Genomic DNA, 15,531 nt, shown 5'->3' on the forward strand with positions numbered 1-15,531 from the left:
CTCAGCGGTAGTTGTCGAACTGCAGCGCGACGTCGAGGTCGGCGCCGCGGAGCAGCTGCTGCACCGCCTGCAGGTCGTCGCGCTTCTTGCCGCTCACCCGGAGCTGGTCGCCCTGGATCTGGGCCTGCACGCCCTTGGGGCCCTCGTCGCGGATCAGCTTGGCGATCTTCTTAGCGACGTCGGACTCGATGCCCTGCTTGATGCGGGCGGAGATCTTGTAGGTCTTGCCCGAGGACTGGGGCTCGTCGGCGTCGAGCACCTTCAGGGAGATGTTCCGCTTGATCAGCTTCTCCTTGAAGACCTCGAGGGCGGCGGAGACCCGCTCCTCGGTGTCGGCCTGGAGGGACACGCCCTCCTCGCCGGCCCAGGCGATCGTGGCGTTCGTGCCCCGGAAGTCGAAGCGCTGCGACAGCTCCTTGGCGGCCTGGTTCAGGGCGTTGTCGACCTCCTGCCGGTCGACCTTGCTGACCACGTCGAAGGACGCGTCGGCCATGGGAACTCCCCTCCTCGTGCGGTGGCGGCCCGGGGCTCCGAGATCCGCGACCACAGTCTTGTATTCTGCTCCGGTACCACTGCACGGCGGGTTGCCCGAGTGGCCAATGGGAGCGGACTGTAAATCCGTCGGCTTAGCCTTCGAAGGTTCGAATCCTTCACCCGCCACGCCGGTACGGACGGCCCTCGACCACCCGGTCGGGGGCCGTCCGCCGTTCAGCCCAGCGTCGGGGCCCGCGCACTGGCGGTGGCGGTGCGCTCGAGCTGCTGCCCGCCGAGGAACAGCCAGCCGAACGCGATGTCGACGTACCGGGTGCAGCGGACGGTGACCTCCGCGCCGTCGGTGTCGGCCGACCACGCGTCCAGCGCGGAGGCGCCCGCGGTCAGCTGGTCCGCGACGGCTGCCTGCGCGGTGGCCAGGGTGACGGGGAGCCGGTCGTCGATCCCGCCGGCGTAGACGGCGGCCTCGTCGGCGCGGTTCGCCGCCGCGAGGGCCGCGCCGTCGCACACCGCCTGCACCTCCTGCTGCTCCAGGAAGGCGTCGGAGGCGGCGATCGCGCCGAAGGTCATGAGCGCCGCGACCAGCCAGCAGACGAGCACGAAGGGCAGCGTCGAGCCCCGCTCCGCGTCGCCCCCGCCCTCCCGCACGCCGGGCAGCGTACGAGGACCGGGCCGTCGTCCACGACCTGTGGACAGCACCTGTGGACGCTGTGGACACCCGATCGGGTGGCGGCCCGAGGACGCCGCCGGCCCTGTGGACGGCGGCCGCGCGCGGTCGGCTCCCGCGGCCACACTGCGCCGGTGAGCATCGAGCTGCCCGTCGAGGAGGTCCGCGACCTCGGGCGCGTGCTGGCCGGCCGGGCCGCCGCGGCCGAGGAGGTGCGCCTCCGGCTGGTCGACGACGGCGACGTCGACGGCCCGATGGGGACGGCGGTGGCGCGGCTCCTCGACGGCCACGCCGTCCTCGCCGCGGCGCTGGCGGCCGAGCTGGACGCGCTCGGCGCGGCCGTCACCGGCGTCGCCGATTCGTGGGTCGCCCTGGACGCCGCGCTCCTGCCGGGCGGGCCGGCACGGTGACCGGGCTGCTGCCCGACCCCGTGCCGCTCGACCCGCCCCCGGGGGACCCGCGCGCGCTCGACGACCTGGCGGGCCGGCTGGGACGTGCCGGGGCTCTCCTCGGTGAGCTGGGGGACCAGGTGTCCGGGGACGCCGGCGCCGCGCCCTCCTGGGCCGGCCGGGACGCGACGGCGGCCCGCGACCGGGTGCGGCAGGCCGGCGGTCTCGCGCGCGAGGCGGCCGGAGCGCAGGTGCGCGCCGGCGCCCGCCTGGCGCTGCACGCGGACCGGCTCGCGGACGCGCGCCGGCGGCTGGCCCGGCTGCGGCAGGCGCAGGAGGAGGACTACGGCGCGGCGGCGGCGCGGCTGGGCGGCGTCCTCGACCCGGCCGACTCGGGCGGGGGGCCGGGTGCCCTCGAGGCGCTGCACGCAGCCGAGTCCGCCCGGCGCCGCGTCGCCGGCGCGATCCGGGAGGAGGTCGCGCGGGACGCCGCCGCGACGGCGGCATTGCTGGACGGCTGCGGTCCCCTGGCGGGAGCCGGCGGCTCGGGTGGCCCGGAGGACACCGGCCGGCACCTCGCCGAGCTGCTCCCCGGCTGGGGCGAGGCGGAACTGGAGCAGCGCGGTCGCGACCTGGCCGCCGTCCTCCGGGCCGGCGACGCCGTGGCCGGGGAGGCGGCGGCCCGCGCGCTGCTCCCGCAGTCGGGGGAGGAGGCGGTCGCCGCGGGGGTGCTCACCGGGCTCGGCGCCGCCGGGTTCCGCGACGTGCTGCGCCGGCTCGGTGCGGGTGAGCTGTCCGAGCGCAGCGCCACGGCCCGGCTGCTGTCCGCCGTGCTGGGCGCTCCGGTACCGCCCGCGCACGCCGCCGCGGTGGCCCGCGTCCGCGACGCCCGGCACGTCGACCCCGGCGAGCTCCGCACCCTCGATGCGGACCTCGTGGCGCTGGGCATGGGGGTGGTGCTGGCCGCGGCACGTGCTGACCGCTCGCCCGGACCGCCGCTGACGACCGTCCGGGAGTGGGGGCGGCAGATCATCGCCCGCGAGCGGGCCACGGGTGGCGAGCGGATCGTGGACCGGGTGCGGCTGCCGCCGTCCGACGCGCGGCCGGGCGATCCGGTGCAGGAGGTGCTCGAGCGGCTCTCCCGTGCGGACGCGGCGGGGCCCGCCGCCACCCTGCTCCGGGCGCAACCGACCTGGTCGCTGCTGCTGGCCCGTCCGTGGGACGACGGCGGTGCGTCGCTCGGGGCGGTGGTCGAGCGCGCCGGCGGGGGCCCGGCGCCGGCCGCGGACGTCGCCCTGCGCTCGGGGCTGCGCGCGCTGGCCGCCGGGCTGGGGGACGACGGCGACCCGGCCGCGTGGACGGTCGACCGGGCGACGGCCGCGGCGATCGCACCAGCCCTCGCCGGCGCGGTGGCCGCCCGGCCCGACGTGGTGGTGCGGCCGCTGCAGGCGGCGGCGGACGGGGCGCCGGGACAGCGGTCGCTGCTGCGGGGGCTCGGTCACCTCAGCGCCCAGCCGACCGCGGCCGCCGTGCTCGACCGGGGTCTGGCCGGGGCGGCTCCGGTCGTGACCGCCGGCTGGACGGCGGCGCGGGAGTACGGGCAGCGCCTCGAGCACGCCCTGGACGAGTTCGCGGCGCAGGAGCAGGCCGAGCGGCGGATGCACCTCACCGACACGGTCAAGGAGGCGCTGTCGCTGCTGCCCGGGGGCGGTCGGGTGGTGGTCCCGCTGGTGGCGGTCGGTGCGGTCCTGGCCGACCTCGACGGGACGTGGGACGAGTCGGTGGACCGCGGCGGGCGCTTCACGGCGGCGGACGCCGTCCGCGCGGCCGGCGGCGGGCCCGCGACCGAGCAGGCCTACCGGGACGTGGCGGCGCTGCTCGGGACGCCGCACCCGCCCGCGTCACCGCCGGTCGACTGGCGCGGGCTCGCGGGGGACGTGCTGCCCGGCCGGCGGCGGTCCGCCGACATCCTCGACCGCACCGGCGACACCGTCCAGGACATCGTCGACGACATCGTGGAGGACCGTCGCGAGGGGCCCGTTCCCCCGAAAGACTGACGATGCGTCGATCGCCGCGCACGCAGAGTCACGACACTCATGATCGTCACTCTGTCGTGATCTTCGATGCTTGCCTCGGACGAGTGACGGGCAGCAATGTCCCCAGCGCGGTCCGTACCGAACGACGCCCTGTTCCCGCGCGTAAGTGACTGCCGCAGACCAGTCATTCATGCCTTTGAGGAGACGTCATGGCCAGCAACACGCAGCGTGGGTTCCGGTGGGGTCGCGGCTTCCGGTGGGGCTGCTGATCCACCGCTGAGGAACCGGCCCGCGCCGGCCCTCTCGTAGTCCCTGCGGGGCAGCCGGTCGTCGACCGGCTGCCCCGCGGTCGTTCGGCGGTCGTCCGGGTCATCCGTGCGGCCGCCACGACCTTCTGACCCGTCGGGGTCAGAGACGGGGTCGATCGGCGTCCTCCGCTGTTAGCCTTCGCGCGCCCATCTCCCCAGGGAAACGCAGGTGACAGTGGCCGAGCACGATCCCCGCGCGCCGCAGCGGCCGCCGGTGCTCCGCAGCGTCTGGGCGCCCGCGTGGCTCGCCCTGACGGCTGCCGTGCCGCTGAGCTTCCTCGTGCTGCCCGGGGGGCGCGCCTCCGCGTCCGTGCTGACGGTCCTGGTCGTCTTCCTGGCCTTCGTGGCCGCCGAGTCGGTCGCCCTGCACTTCGAGATCCGCCGGCACAGCTTCGACTGCTCGGCCAGCGAGCTGGCCTTCGTCATCGCCCTGGTCGAGCTGGGTGGTGTGTGGACGGCGGTGGCGCGCGTCGCCGCGGTCGGGCTCGTGCTCGCGGTCCAGCACCTGCCGGCGGCCAAGATCGCCTACAACGTCGCGGTCGCCACCATCGAGGTGTGCGTGGCCGTCGCCCTGCTCGGGGTCCTGCCCGTCGGCGGCATCACCGAGCCGGCCACGTGGCTGTCCTACCTGGTGGCCATCGCCGCCGCCGACGTCGTCGGCGCGCTGCTCGTGATGGGCGCCATCACGGCCATGCACGGGAACCCCGGCCGCTCGATCTGGACGGGTGTGTTCGCGCCGGTCGTACTGGTCGGCCCGGTCGCCGTCCTCGCCGGCCTGTCGATCCTGCTGCTGGTGGACGCGACGGCCTGGACCTGGCTGCTGATCGCCCCGCTGGCCGCGGCGCTGGTGCTGGTCTACCGGCGGTTCGCCACGGTCACGCGGGAGGGGCAGTCCCTCGAGCGCGTCTACGGCTTCGCCCGGCAGGTGGAGCAGGTCGTCGCCGACGAGGCCGGCACGATGCAGATCGTCCGGTCGCTGCGCGAGCTGCTCAACGCCGAGCGGGTGGCGATGTGGCTGCCCGCCTACCTGGACGAGCCGCCCCGCCTGGTGGTGGCCACCGAGAGCGGCGGCGTCTGGTACGACGGCCCGGGCGATCCCGACGACGTCTTCCGCCGGGCGGTCACCGCCGCCGGCGGGCCGATCCTGGTCTCCGCCGGCCGGGCCGACGGCGAGGAGGCCGCCGGCCTCGCCCGCCGCGGGGTGTCCGAGCTGCTCGCCGCCCCGCTGGCGACGGCGGCCGGCGAGCCCGGTTACCTCGAGATCTGCGACCGCAGCAGCGACGTCGTCTCCTTCGCCGACAGCGACCGCGCCGCGATGGACTCGATGCTCACGCACGTCAACGCGGCCATCCGGCACCAGCAGCTGCTCACCCAGATCCGCTACGACGCCGACCACGACCGGCTCACCGGGCTGCCCAACCGGCAGCGGCTGGCCGCCGAGATCGACGCCCTGCTCGCCGCGGACCCGGCCGACCCGGCCGGCGGGCGGGCCGGGCTCATCCTCGCCGCGCTGGGGAACTACACCGAGGTGACCGACACGCTGGGCCACGCCGCCAGCGACGAGCTGCTCATGGTCACCGCCGGCCTGCTGCGCGAGCACGCCCCGCCGCAGGCGGTGCTGGCCCGGATGGAGAGCGAGCGGTTCGCCGTCCTCCTCCCGGGGCTCTCGCTCGCGGCGACCGAGCGCGCCGCCCGCCGGTTGCGCGAGGCGGCCGCCACCCGCGTGCGCGTGGCCGGCCTCGACCTGGAGGTCACGCTGACGATCGGCGTCGCCTCGGCGCCGGTGCACGGCACCGATTCCGGCACGCTCATGCAGCGGGCCGACGTCGCGCTGCTCGCCGCGTCCGACTCCGGCGGCGTGGCCAGCTACCACCCGGTCCTGGACCAGCAGAGCCTGCGCCGGCTGCAGCTGGGCACCGAGATCGAGCAGGCGATGGCCGACGGACAGATCAGCGTGGTCTTCCAGCCGATCATCGACGCGCAGACCTCCGACATCGTCTCGGTGGAGACGCTGGTGCGCTGGGCGCACCCGCGCTACGGGTCGATCTCGCCGGACGACTTCATCCACCTGGCCGAGCAGATCGGCCGGATCGGCGCGGTCACCGACCACGTGCTGGACCTGGCGCTGGCGCGCTGCCGGCGCTGGCTGGACCAGGACATCGCGCTCTCGGTGGCGGTCAACCTGTCCGTGCACTGCCTGACCGAGCCCGACCTGGTCGCCCGCGTGCGCGGCGCCCTGCAGCGGCACGGCGTCCCCGGCGAGCTGCTGACGCTGGAGCTCACCGAGGGCAGCGTGGTCGACGACTCCGTCCGCGACAGCAGCGTGCTGGCCGACCTGCACGACCTCGGTCTGCGGCTGTCCATGGACGACTTCGGCACCGGTTACTCCTCGCTCTCCCAGCTGCGCCAGCTGCCGATCGACGAGGTCAAGATCGACAAGTCCTTCGTGCTCGGCATGTCGACCAGCCAGGGGGAGGCGTTCATCGCCCGCTCGATCATCGAGCTGGCGCACAACCTGGGCCTGCGCGTGGTGGCCGAGGGCGTGGAGGACGAGATGACCCGCAACCTGCTGACCCAGATGGGCTGCGACAAGCTGCAGGGCTTCCTGGTCAGCCGGCCGCTGCCCGACGACCGGCTGGAGAACTGGCTCCTGGCCCGCACCGGCGTCCGGACGGCGACGCCCGGCGCGGCCCACCGCCGGTTGTTCGTCCGCGGCTGAGCCCCGGTCCGGCGGGTCCCTGCGGGAGCCGCGGAGGCGTCGGGTACAGTTCTCGACGGCTCCCCGAGCACGCCCCTTTAGCTCAGTCGGCAGAGCGTCTCCATGGTAAGGAGAAGGTCTACGGTTCGATTCCGTAAAGGGGCTCTGGAACACGTAAGCCGACCTTCCGGTCCAGTCGCCAGACCAGGCCGCAGGTCGTCCCGGCGGTGTAGCTCAGCCTGGTAGAGCAAGCGGCTCATAATCGCTGTGTCACCGGTTCAAGTCCGGTCACCGCTACTCCCGACGGACCCCGCACCCCGGGGTCCGTCGTCGCGTCGGCCCGGCCGGCGCGGCAGCAGGGCCCGGACCCGGGCCCGGCAACGACAAGGCTAGGAGCGCCCCGTGGCAGCCACCGACATCCGCCCGAAGATCACCCTGGCCTGCCAGGAGTGCAAGAACCGCAACTACATCACCCGCAAGAACCGGCGTAACGACCCCGACCGGCTCGAGCTGATGAAGTACTGCCCGCGCGAGCGCAAGCACACGCTGCACCGCGAGACCCGCTGACGGTCCGCGGCTGAGCGAGAGGGCGGGAGCATGGCGCTGGACCGGGCACTGGTCGGGCGCAGCTACCCGCCCTCTGCCGTCTACGAGGTCGGTCGCGCGAAGATCGCCGAGTTCGCCACCGCGGTCGGCGAGCCCTCCCCGGTGCACCGCGACGTCGAGGCCGCCCGCGCCGCCGGGCACCCCGACGTCATCGCCCCGCCGACCTTTGCGATCGTGGTGAGCCTGGAGGCGGCCATGGTCGTCCTCCAGGACCCCGACGTGGCCATCGACTACGACCGCGTCGTCCACGGCGAGCAGCGCTTCACCCACCACCGGCCCGTCCGGGCCGGGGACCGGCTGGTGGCGACGACGACGATCGACGCGGCCCGCACCGTCGCCGGCAACGACCTGCTCACCGCCCGCGTGGACCTCGCCACGGAGGACGGCGAGGCGGTCTGCACCGCGACGTCGATGCTGGTGGCGCGGGCGTGACCGGGGGCGTCCGGCTCGCCGACGTGGCCGTCGGCACGGAGCTGCCCGAGCAGCAGTTCCGCCTCACCCGCGCCGACCTGGTCCGCTACGCCGGCGCCTCGGGGGACCACAACCCCATCCACTGGAGCGACCGGGTGGCGACGTCGGTCGGCCTGCCGGGGGTCATCGCCCACGGCATGCTCACCATGGCGCTCGCCGGCCGCGCGGTCACCGCCTGGACCGGCGACCCCGCCGCGCTGGTCGAGTTCCAGGTCCGCTTCGGCCGACCCGTCGTCGTCCCCGACGACGACGCCGGTGCCGAGCTGACCGTGCGCGGCACCGTCGGCGCGCTGCTCGACGAGGGGCGCGTGCGGGTCGACCTCAGCGTGCTCAGCGGCGGCGAGAAGGTCCTGTCGCTGGCCCGCGCCGTCGTCCGCCTCGGATGAGGGCACCGCGGCGGGTCGCCGCGCTCATCGGGCTCGCCGCCCTCGCGCTGTCCGGCTGCACGTCCTTCGCCGGCACGCTGACCGCGCCCGCCGCGACGACGCCGGACGCCGGCCCCCAGGCCGCTGCCGACCCCTGCGCCGAGCGCGCCGAGCCCGATCCCGACCGCCCGGAGATCGCGCTCGACATGCGCCTGTCCGACGACCTGCGCACCGTGACCGGCACCCAGACGGTGCGCTTCACCCCCGACCTGGCGGTCGACGAGCTGGTCTTCCGGCTGGTGCCCAACGGCCCCGAGCTGGCGGCCACCGGTGCCCGCCTGGTGGTGGACGCGGCCCGCGGCGACGACGTCGAGGGCTCGGGCTACGAGCCGCTGGGCGGCGAGGGGCCGGGCGGGGCCTACGTCGTCGCGCTGGCCGAGCAGCTGGCGGCGGGGGAGACCACCGAGGTGGCGCTGGACTTCACGCTCACGATCGGCGCGGGCGGCTTCGACCGCGTCGGCGCCGCCGAGGAGGTCACCTGGTGGGCCAGCGGCACGCCGCTGCTGGCCTGGGAGCCGGGCACGGGCTGGGCGCGCGACCCGTTCGTCGCCGTCTCGGGCGAGACGACCACCACCCCCGCAGCCGACACCACGATCAGCGTCTCCGTGCCGGGCGACCTCGCCGTGCTCATGACCGGCGACCAGGCGGCGCCCACCGCCCCCGACGCCCAGGGCCGGCGCACCTGGACCTCCACCGAGCCGGCGGCCCGGGACGTCAGCGTCGCCGTCGGCCGGTTCGCCACCGCCGAGGACACGACGCCCGGCGGCGTCCGGGTCACGGTGGGGGTCACGCCCGGGGTCGACGCCGAGCCGCAGGACCTCCTCGAGGCCACGACCGAGGCGATCGAGGACCTCGAGGAGTTCCTCGGCCCGTTCCCGTACCGGACGCTCACCGTGCCGCTGCTGCCCGACTACGGCGGCGGCATCGAGTACCCGAGCTCGATCCTGCAGGCCTCGCCGAGCCGCGAGGTGCTGGTGCACGAGGTCGCGCACATGTGGTTCTACGGGATGGTGGGCAACTCGCAGTTCCGCGACCCGTGGCTGGACGAGGCCTTCGCCACGTGGGCCGAGGCCGTCGTGAACCGCTCCTCGGCGCGGGACCTCGAGCCCGCCCTCGGGGTCGTGGGCGACGTCGGCGACCCGATGGACGCCTTCCGCACCCAGCAGCAGTACGGCGCCCGCGTCTACGGCAAGGGCGGCGCGGCGCTGCTGGAGGCGCGCGAGCGCGCCGACGCGGACGTGTTCGACGCGGCGGTGCGCTGCTACGTCGCCGCCACCGCGTGGGCGGTCGCCACCCCGGAGGACGTCGCCGAGGCCCTCGCGGACCTGCCGGAGGCCCGCGAGGTGCTCGTCGAGGCCGGCGCGCTGGACGCCGGCTGACCGGTCAGGCGGAGGTGGTGAGCAGCCGCTGCATGCGGCTGACGCCCTCGACCAGGTCCTCGTCGCCCAGGGCGTAGGACATCCGCAGGTACCCCGGCGTGCCGAAGGCCTCGCCGGGGACGACGGCCACCTCGGCCTGCTCGAGGACCAGCTCGGCGAGCTCGACGCTGGACCCCGCGGTGCGGCCCCCGATCGACCGGCCGAGCAGCCCCTTCACCGACGGGTACACGTAGAAGGCACCCTGCGGCTCGGGGCAGGCGACGCCCGGGATCTCGCGCAGCATCGAGACGATCAGCTGCCGGCGGCGGTCGAAGGCCTCGCGCATCGCGGCGACGGCGGACAGGTCGCCGGTCAGGGCGGCGACCGCGGCGGCCTGCGACACGTTCGCGACGTTCGAGGTCGCGTGCGACTGCAGGTTCGTGGCCGCCTTGACGACGTCGGCCGGGCCGACGATCCAGCCCACCCGCCAGCCGGTCATCGCGTAGGTCTTGGCGACGCCGTTCACCACGACGCAGCGGTCGGCCAGCTCGGGCACGACGACCGGCATGGAGGGGGCGGTGGCCCCGCCGTAGGTCAGGTGCTCGTAGATCTCGTCGGTGAGCACCCACAGGCCGGCGTCCAGCGCCCAACGGCCGATCTCCTCGACCTGCTCGGCGGGGTAGACCGCACCGGTCGGGTTCGAGGGCGAGCAGAACAGGAGCAGCTTGGTGCGCGGGGTGCGGGCCGCCTCGAGCTGGGCGGCCGAGACCAGGTAGCCGCTCTGCTCGTCGGCGACCACCGGCACAGGCACGCCGCCGGCCAGCCGGATCGCCTCCGGGTAGGTGGTCCAGTACGGGGCGGGGAGCAGCACCTCGTCGCCGGGGTCGAGCATGGTGGCCAGCGCCTCGTAGACGGCCTGCTTGCCGCCGTTGGTCACCAGCACCTGGCCCGCGGTGACCTGCAGGCCGGAGTCGCGCGCCGTCTTGGCGACGATCGCCTCCTTGAGCGCGGGCAGCCCGCCGGCGGGGGTGTACCGGTGCATGGCCGGCTGCCGGGCCGCGGCGACGGCGGCCTCGACGATGTAGTCCGGCGTCGGGAAGTCCGGCTCGCCGGCACCGAAGCCGATGACCGGCTTGCCGGCCGCCTTGAGCGCCTTGGCCTTCGCGTCGACGGCCAGGGTCGCCGACTCGGCGATCCCGGCGATGCGGCGGGAGATGCGGCGCTGCGCGGGCGGCAGCTCGGTGGACGGGGCGGACGACTCCGGCGACACGGTGGTCATGGCCCCTATCGTGTCAAAGGTCGGCGGTTCGCGAGCGGGCCGCCCGCGGCCGGTCCGGGGACGTTGGCCCCGGCGCCGCGCGGTCCCGTACACTCGCCTCCTGGGGCAGTCGACCCCGCCACCGGCGTGCCCCGGAACCTCCCGAGGTCCGGCGCTGCCATGGCGTGGACGGGGTCCTCCAAGGGGTGTAGCTCAATTGGCAGAGCAGCGGTCTCCAAAACCGCAGGCTGCAGGTTCAAGTCCTGTCACCCCTGCCACCGCAGGACGAACGAGCACGGCCGACCGCCCCCGCCGGGGACGGCACCACGACGAGGCGAGCGAGGCGCAGTGAGCGAGAAGCCGGAACGCGAGGACGATGCTCCCGCCGCGTCCGACGCCGAGCTGACCGACGAGCAGCTCGACCGCGAGGCGCCGGGCGTCGACGACGCCGGTGAGCTCGAGGCGGCCGAGGACGCGGTCGCCGCCGAGGCGTCGGCCGAGGAGGACAAGGTCGTCGCCACCCCGGCCCGTCGCCGCGGTGGTCGCATCACCGCCGGCGAGGACGACGACGAGCCGGCCGGGTCGCGCCGTGCCGCCCGGTCGGCGTCCCGCCCCGCCGGTCGCGAGGGCGGCGGCACCCGGTCGCGCGCCGAGGCCGAGCGGGCCCGCGCCGAGGAGATCCGGCAGAAGCGGTCCATCGGCCGCTTCCTGCGCGAGGTCGTCGCCGAGCTGCGCAAGGTCATCTGGCCGGGCCGGCGCGAGCTGATCACCTACACGACCGTGGTCATCGTCTTCGTGGCCTTCATGGTCGCCCTGGTGGCCGGGCTGGACCTGCTCTTCTCCCGGGGCGTGATCGCCGTCTTCGGCTGACCTCCGCCCCGCCCGCACGCCACCTGACAAGGAAGTTGAACCTGTGACCGACCCCCGCGAGCCCTTCGAGACCGACAGCGCGGTCGAAGGCATCGACCTGGACGACGCCCGCTTCGAGCAGCGCGGCACCGCCGACGTCGAGACCGGCGTCGGCGGGACCGGCTCCGCCGAGGGTTCCAGCGACACCACCGACCTGGCGATCGACGACGACGCCGAGCTCGCCCCGGGCGACGAGGTGGCCGACGCGACGCCCGAGATCGAGGCGGGCGACCCCGACACCCTGGCCAGCGACCCGCTCGCCGAGCCGGACACGTCCTCCGACCTGCCCGCCGTGGACGAGGACGAGGACCCGGCCGAGGCCATGAAGAAGGCGCTGCGGATCGCGCCCGGCGACTGGTACGTCGTGCACAGCTACGCCGGCTACGAGAACAAGGTGAAGACCAACCTCGAGGCGCGCATCCAGTCCCTCGACGTGGAGGACTACATCTACCAGATCGAGGTGCCCACCGAGGAGGTCACCGAGATCAAGAACGGCAAGCGCGCGCAGGTCAACCGCAAGGTCCTGCCGGGCTACCTGCTCGTGCGCATGGAGCTCAACGACGAGTCGTGGGGCGCCGTCCGTAACACCCCCGGGGTCACCGGCTTCGTGGGCGCGACGTCCAAGCCCTCGCCGCTGACGCTGGACGAGGTCGTCAAGATCCTGGTCCCGGCCACCGCGCCGCAGGCCGCCCGCACCGGCGGGGGAGAGGCGGCTCCGGCCGCCGCCGCGCCGGCCGCGCTCGTGGACTTCGAGGTCGGCGAGTCGGTCACCGTCATGGACGGGCCGTTCGCGACCCTGCCCGCCACCATCAACGAGATCAACGCCGAGCAGCAGAAGCTGCAGGTGCTCGTCTCCATCTTCGGCCGCGAGACGCCCGTCGAGCTGTCGTTCAACCAGGTCAGCAAGATCTGACGCCTCGCGGCGCCAGCTGATCCACCACCGATAGAAGGAAGTCATGCCCCCCAGGAAGCGGTTGACCGCGGTCATCAAGCTCCAGATCAACGCCGGTGCGGCCACCCCCGCGCCGCCCGTGGGTCCGGCGCTGGGCCAGCACGGCGTCAACATCATGGAGTTCTGCAAGGCCTACAACGCCGCGACCGAGTCGCAGCGCGGCAACGTGATCCCGGTCGAGATCTCGGTCTTCGAGGACCGGTCGTTCACGTTCGTCACCAAGACCCCGCCGGCCGCGCGCATGCTGCTCAAGGCCGCCGGCGTCGACAAGGGCTCGGGCGAGCCGCACAAGACGAAGGTCGCCACGGTCACCCGTGACCAGGTCCGCGAGATCGCCACCACCAAGATGGCCGACCTCAACGCCAACGACCTCGACCAGGCCGAGAAGATCATCGCCGGCACCGCCCGGTCGATGGGGATCACCGTCACCGGCTGATCCTGCTCCACCCCAGAACACGTGGGAGGGCCACGCCTGGCCCGTCAACCACACGATCCCCGGCTCCGTCCGGGCGAGAGGAACCACCATGGCGAAGCACGGCAAGAAGTTCCGGGCCGCGGCCGAGAAGGTCGACCGGGACAACCTCTACTCCCCGCTCCAGGCCGCCGCGCTGGCGAAGGAGACGTCGACGACGTCCTACGACGCCACCGTCGAGGTCGCCCTGCGCCTCGGCGTCGACCCGCGCAAGGCCGACCAGATGGTCCGCGGCACGGTCAACCTGCCCCACGGCACCGGCAAGACCGCCCGCGTCATCGTCTTCGCGACCGGTGACAAGGCCGCCGAGGCCGAGGCCGCCGGCGCCGACGTCGTCGGCTCGGACGACCTGATCGAGCGCATCCAGGGCGGCTTCCTGGACTTCGACGCCGCCATCGCGACGCCGGACCAGATGGCCAAGGTCGGCCGGATCGCCCGCATCCTCGGCCCCCGCGGCCTGATGCCGAACCCGAAGACCGGCACCGTGACCCCCGACGTCACCAAGGCCGTCAACGACATCAAGGGCGGGAAGATCAACTTCCGCGTCGACAAGCAGGCCAACCTGCACCTGGTGATCGGCAAGGCGTCCTTCGACCAGGAGAAGCTGGTCGAGAACTACGCCGCCGCCCTGGACGAGGTCCTGCGGGCCAAGCCGTCCTCGGCCAAGGGTCGGTACGTCAAGAAGGTCACCATCTCGACGACGATGGGCCCCGGCATCCCGGTCGACCCGAACCGCACCCGCAACATGCTCGTGGACGAGCCCAGCCAGTAACGGCGCACGTCCCCGGAGGCCCCGCAGCGCACCGCGCTGCGGGGCCTCCGCGCGTCCCGGGGCGCCCGGCGCCGGCGTCCCTCCGCGAGATCTGCACACTCGGGGGCATCAGCGCTCGGAAGACCCCGAGTGTGCAGATCTCGTGGCCGGCTGCCGGCAGTCCCCGTGCATCGCGTACTCTTGCTCCTGTTCCCCCCAAGACCGTTGGTCGTCGCACGTCCGCGTGCGATCGAAGGTCCCGGAGTTCCGGGCGACCCGCGCAGGAGGACGGTCCGACCGGCAGGCACCCGTGCCCGCCTCTCGCCCCGTGCGCCTGCGCCGGGGCGTTCCTCGTCTCCGGGGCCATCCGATCGCCCGCGTTCGCGCGATGGCCGGTGGTCGCCCGACAGACGAGAGGAGGCCCATGCCCACGCAGGCGAAGGCCGCGGTGATCGACGAGATCACCGAGCGGTTCCAGAACTCGAGTGCGGCGGTGCTCACCGAGTACCGCGGGCTGACCGTGGCGCAGCTGACCGAGCTGCGCCGTTCCCTCGGTGCGGGCAGCAGCTACGCCGTCGTCAAGAACACCCTGACGAAGCGGGCGGCGGACTCGGTCGGTTTCTCCGACCTGGGCCCGCTGCTCAACGGCCCCACCGCGATCGCCTTCATCGAGGGCGACCCGGTCGAGGGCGCCAAGGCGCTCCGCGACTTCGCGAAGGCCAACCCGCTGCTCGTCGTCAAGGGCGGCGTGGTCGACGGACGCACGGTCGACGCCTCCGAGGTCACCCGCCTCGCCGACGTCGAGCCCCGTGAGGTCCTGCTGGCCAAGCTGGCCGGCGCGATGAAGGGCAACCTGACCAAGGCCGCCGGCCTGTTCCAGGCCCCGCTGTCGCAGGTCGCCCGCCTCGCCGCGGCGCTGCAGGAGAAGAAGGCCGCCGACGCTCCGGCCGGCGAGGCTCCTGCTGCCGACGACGCCACTGCTGCTGACACCACCCCCGAGACCGACAGCGCTGCCGCCGACGCGGCCAGCGACGACTGACCCAGAAGGAGATCGACATGGCCAAGCTTTCCAGCGCTGAGCTGCTCGACGCGTTCAAGGAGATGACCCTCCTCGAGCTGTCCGACTTCGTGAAGCAGTTCGAGGAGACCTTCGAGGTCACCGCGGCTGCCCCCGTGGCCGTCGCGGCCGCCCCGGCCGCCGGTGGCGGCGGTGGCGCTGCCGAGGCCGCTGCCGAGCAGGACGAGTTCGACGTCATCCTCGAGAGCGCCGGCGACAAGAAGATCCAGGTCATCAAGGAGGTGCGCGGCCTGACCTCGCTCGGCCTCAAGGAGGCCAAGGACCTGGTCGACAACGCGCCGAAGCCGGTCCTCGAGAAGGTCGCCAAGGACGCTGCGGACAAGGCCAAGGCCGCCCTCGAGGGCGCCGGCGCCACCGTCACCGTCAAGTAAGGGACCTCGCTGTCCCCCGCGCCTCGCACGCTCGGCGCGGGACCCTGCAGCGAAGCCGCGAGAACCCGCCGGTCCACGACCGCCGGGTAGCACCACCCCGCACCACGGCAGGGGCCGTCCTCCGAACGGAGGGCGGCCCCTGCTGCGTCCCGCGGCCCGGCGTCCCCCGGTCGGCGGAAAGACGAGACCCGGGTCACGGCAACCGCGTGACACACGTAACCTCTCCGCGGCGAGGTCGTTACTGACCAGTAGTGCTGCGGCTCGGGACGCTCCCGGCAGCTCGGAGCCGG

16 protein-coding genes and 4 tRNA genes are annotated in these 15,531 nt (G+C 74.1%); 17 read left to right on the forward strand and 3 right to left on the reverse strand.

All coding sequences use genetic code 11. The features are described 5' to 3' along the window. Position 1: 1 nt before the first annotated feature. Positions 2-493, reverse strand: coding sequence for a YajQ family cyclic di-GMP-binding protein (locus ACI79H_RS08035; protein ID WP_456553860.1), 492 nt, complete (start codon positions 491-493; stop codon positions 2-4). Positions 494-578: 85 nt separating this feature from the next. Here ACI79H_RS08035 and ACI79H_RS08040 point away from each other — a divergent pair. Beyond that, positions 579-660: transfer RNA gene (locus ACI79H_RS08040), tRNA-Tyr, on the forward strand. A 48-nt stretch (positions 661-708) separates the two neighbouring features. On the opposite strand, the gene ACI79H_RS08045 is transcribed toward ACI79H_RS08040, so the two are convergent. Then, positions 709-1,140 (reverse strand): pilus assembly protein TadG-related protein, encoded by a 432-nt coding sequence (locus tag ACI79H_RS08045; protein WP_456553861.1) that lies wholly within the window; start codon positions 1,138-1,140, stop codon positions 709-711. A gap of 153 nt (positions 1,141-1,293) precedes the next feature. Here ACI79H_RS08045 and ACI79H_RS08050 point away from each other — a divergent pair, with 153 nt between their 5' ends. The 9 genes from ACI79H_RS08050 (at position 1,294) to ACI79H_RS08090 (ending at position 9,471) form a co-directional block, all read left to right on the forward strand. Further along, entirely contained in the window at positions 1,294-1,569 is a 276-nt protein-coding gene (locus tag ACI79H_RS08050; protein WP_456553862.1) for a hypothetical protein, read from the forward strand. Then, positions 1,566-3,605, forward strand: a complete 2,040-nt coding sequence (locus ACI79H_RS08055) for a hypothetical protein (RefSeq protein WP_456553863.1) — start codon at positions 1,566-1,568, stop codon at positions 3,603-3,605. Before ACI79H_RS08050 ends, ACI79H_RS08055 begins: the two co-directional genes overlap by 4 nt. 462 nt (positions 3,606-4,067) lie before the next feature. Further along, positions 4,068-6,611: a putative bifunctional diguanylate cyclase/phosphodiesterase gene (locus ACI79H_RS08060; protein ID WP_456553864.1), complete on the forward strand. Its 2,544-nt coding sequence runs from the start codon at positions 4,068-4,070 to the stop codon at positions 6,609-6,611. 71 nt (positions 6,612-6,682) lie between these two features. Further along, positions 6,683-6,755 (forward strand) — tRNA-Thr (locus ACI79H_RS08065). A gap of 58 nt (positions 6,756-6,813) precedes the next feature. Next, positions 6,814-6,887 (forward strand) — tRNA-Met (locus tag ACI79H_RS08070). A 105-nt stretch (positions 6,888-6,992) separates the two neighbouring features. Further along, positions 6,993-7,157 carry a 50S ribosomal protein L33 gene (rpmG, locus tag ACI79H_RS08075; RefSeq protein ID WP_092194908.1) on the forward strand — a complete coding sequence of 55 codons (165 nt, stop codon included), beginning with the start codon at positions 6,993-6,995 and terminating at the stop codon, positions 7,155-7,157. 30 nt (positions 7,158-7,187) lie between these two features. After that, a complete protein-coding gene (locus ACI79H_RS08080) occupies positions 7,188-7,628 on the forward strand; it encodes an FAS1-like dehydratase domain-containing protein (RefSeq protein ID WP_456553865.1) in 441 nt (146 codons plus the stop codon). Continuing rightward, positions 7,625-8,053, forward strand: a complete 429-nt coding sequence (locus tag ACI79H_RS08085) for a MaoC family dehydratase (RefSeq protein ID WP_456553866.1) — start codon at positions 7,625-7,627, stop codon at positions 8,051-8,053. The genes ACI79H_RS08080 and ACI79H_RS08085 overlap by 4 nt, the downstream gene beginning before the upstream one ends. Next, positions 8,050-9,471 (forward strand): M1 family aminopeptidase, encoded by a 1,422-nt coding sequence (locus tag ACI79H_RS08090; protein WP_456553867.1) that lies wholly within the window; start codon positions 8,050-8,052, stop codon positions 9,469-9,471. Before ACI79H_RS08085 ends, ACI79H_RS08090 begins: the two co-directional genes overlap by 4 nt. Positions 9,472-9,475: 4 nt before the next feature. Here the strand turns inward: ACI79H_RS08090 and ACI79H_RS08095 are convergent, their stop codons facing one another. Further along, entirely contained in the window at positions 9,476-10,729 is a 1,254-nt protein-coding gene (locus ACI79H_RS08095; RefSeq protein ID WP_456553868.1) for a pyridoxal phosphate-dependent aminotransferase, read from the reverse strand. Between the two features lie 181 nt (positions 10,730-10,910). Between ACI79H_RS08095 and ACI79H_RS08100 the strand changes: the two genes are divergently transcribed. From ACI79H_RS08100 to rplL, 7 genes are all read left to right on the forward strand, one after another. Continuing rightward, positions 10,911-10,986: transfer RNA gene (locus tag ACI79H_RS08100), tRNA-Trp, on the forward strand. 70 nt (positions 10,987-11,056) lie between these two features. Further along, on the forward strand, positions 11,057-11,578 hold the full coding sequence (secE, locus tag ACI79H_RS08105) for a preprotein translocase subunit SecE (protein WP_456553869.1): 522 nt from the start codon (positions 11,057-11,059) through the stop codon (positions 11,576-11,578). A gap of 43 nt (positions 11,579-11,621) precedes the next feature. Next, on the forward strand, positions 11,622-12,530 hold the full coding sequence (nusG, locus tag ACI79H_RS08110; RefSeq protein WP_456553870.1) for a transcription termination/antitermination protein NusG: 909 nt from the start codon (positions 11,622-11,624) through the stop codon (positions 12,528-12,530). A gap of 43 nt (positions 12,531-12,573) precedes the next feature. Continuing rightward, on the forward strand, positions 12,574-13,005 hold the full coding sequence (gene rplK / locus ACI79H_RS08115; protein ID WP_135161328.1) for a 50S ribosomal protein L11: 432 nt from the start codon (positions 12,574-12,576) through the stop codon (positions 13,003-13,005). Positions 13,006-13,093: 88 nt separating this feature from the next. Then, positions 13,094-13,813, forward strand: coding sequence for a 50S ribosomal protein L1 (gene rplA, locus ACI79H_RS08120; RefSeq protein WP_456553871.1), 720 nt, complete (start codon positions 13,094-13,096; stop codon positions 13,811-13,813). Between the two features lie 403 nt (positions 13,814-14,216). Beyond that, positions 14,217-14,831, forward strand: coding sequence for a 50S ribosomal protein L10 (gene rplJ, locus ACI79H_RS08125; RefSeq protein WP_456553872.1), 615 nt, complete (start codon positions 14,217-14,219; stop codon positions 14,829-14,831). 17 nt (positions 14,832-14,848) lie between these two features. Continuing rightward, on the forward strand, positions 14,849-15,241 hold the full coding sequence (gene rplL, locus ACI79H_RS08130; protein ID WP_456553873.1) for a 50S ribosomal protein L7/L12: 393 nt from the start codon (positions 14,849-14,851) through the stop codon (positions 15,239-15,241). The last annotated feature ends 290 nt before the right edge of the window (positions 15,242-15,531 follow it).

It is taken from the genome of Blastococcus sp. SYSU D01042 (genome assembly GCF_054050515.1).

Coding starts and splice junctions, on each gene's coding strand:
- ACI79H_RS08035 (WP_456553860.1), bottom strand. CDS start 493: ATGGCCGACGCGTCCTTCGACGTGGTCAGCAAGGTCGACCGGCAGGAG.
- ACI79H_RS08080 (WP_456553865.1), top strand. CDS start 7,188: ATGGCGCTGGACCGGGCACTGGTCGGGCGCAGCTACCCGCCCTCTGCC.
- ACI79H_RS08090 (WP_456553867.1), top strand. CDS start 8,050: ATGAGGGCACCGCGGCGGGTCGCCGCGCTCATCGGGCTCGCCGCCCTC.
- ACI79H_RS08095 (WP_456553868.1), bottom strand. CDS start 10,729: ATGACCACCGTGTCGCCGGAGTCGTCCGCCCCGTCCACCGAGCTGCCG.
- rplK (WP_135161328.1), top strand. CDS start 12,574: ATGCCCCCCAGGAAGCGGTTGACCGCGGTCATCAAGCTCCAGATCAAC.
- rplA (WP_456553871.1), top strand. CDS start 13,094: ATGGCGAAGCACGGCAAGAAGTTCCGGGCCGCGGCCGAGAAGGTCGAC.
- rplJ (WP_456553872.1), top strand. CDS start 14,217: ATGCCCACGCAGGCGAAGGCCGCGGTGATCGACGAGATCACCGAGCGG.
- rplL (WP_456553873.1), top strand. CDS start 14,849: ATGGCCAAGCTTTCCAGCGCTGAGCTGCTCGACGCGTTCAAGGAGATG.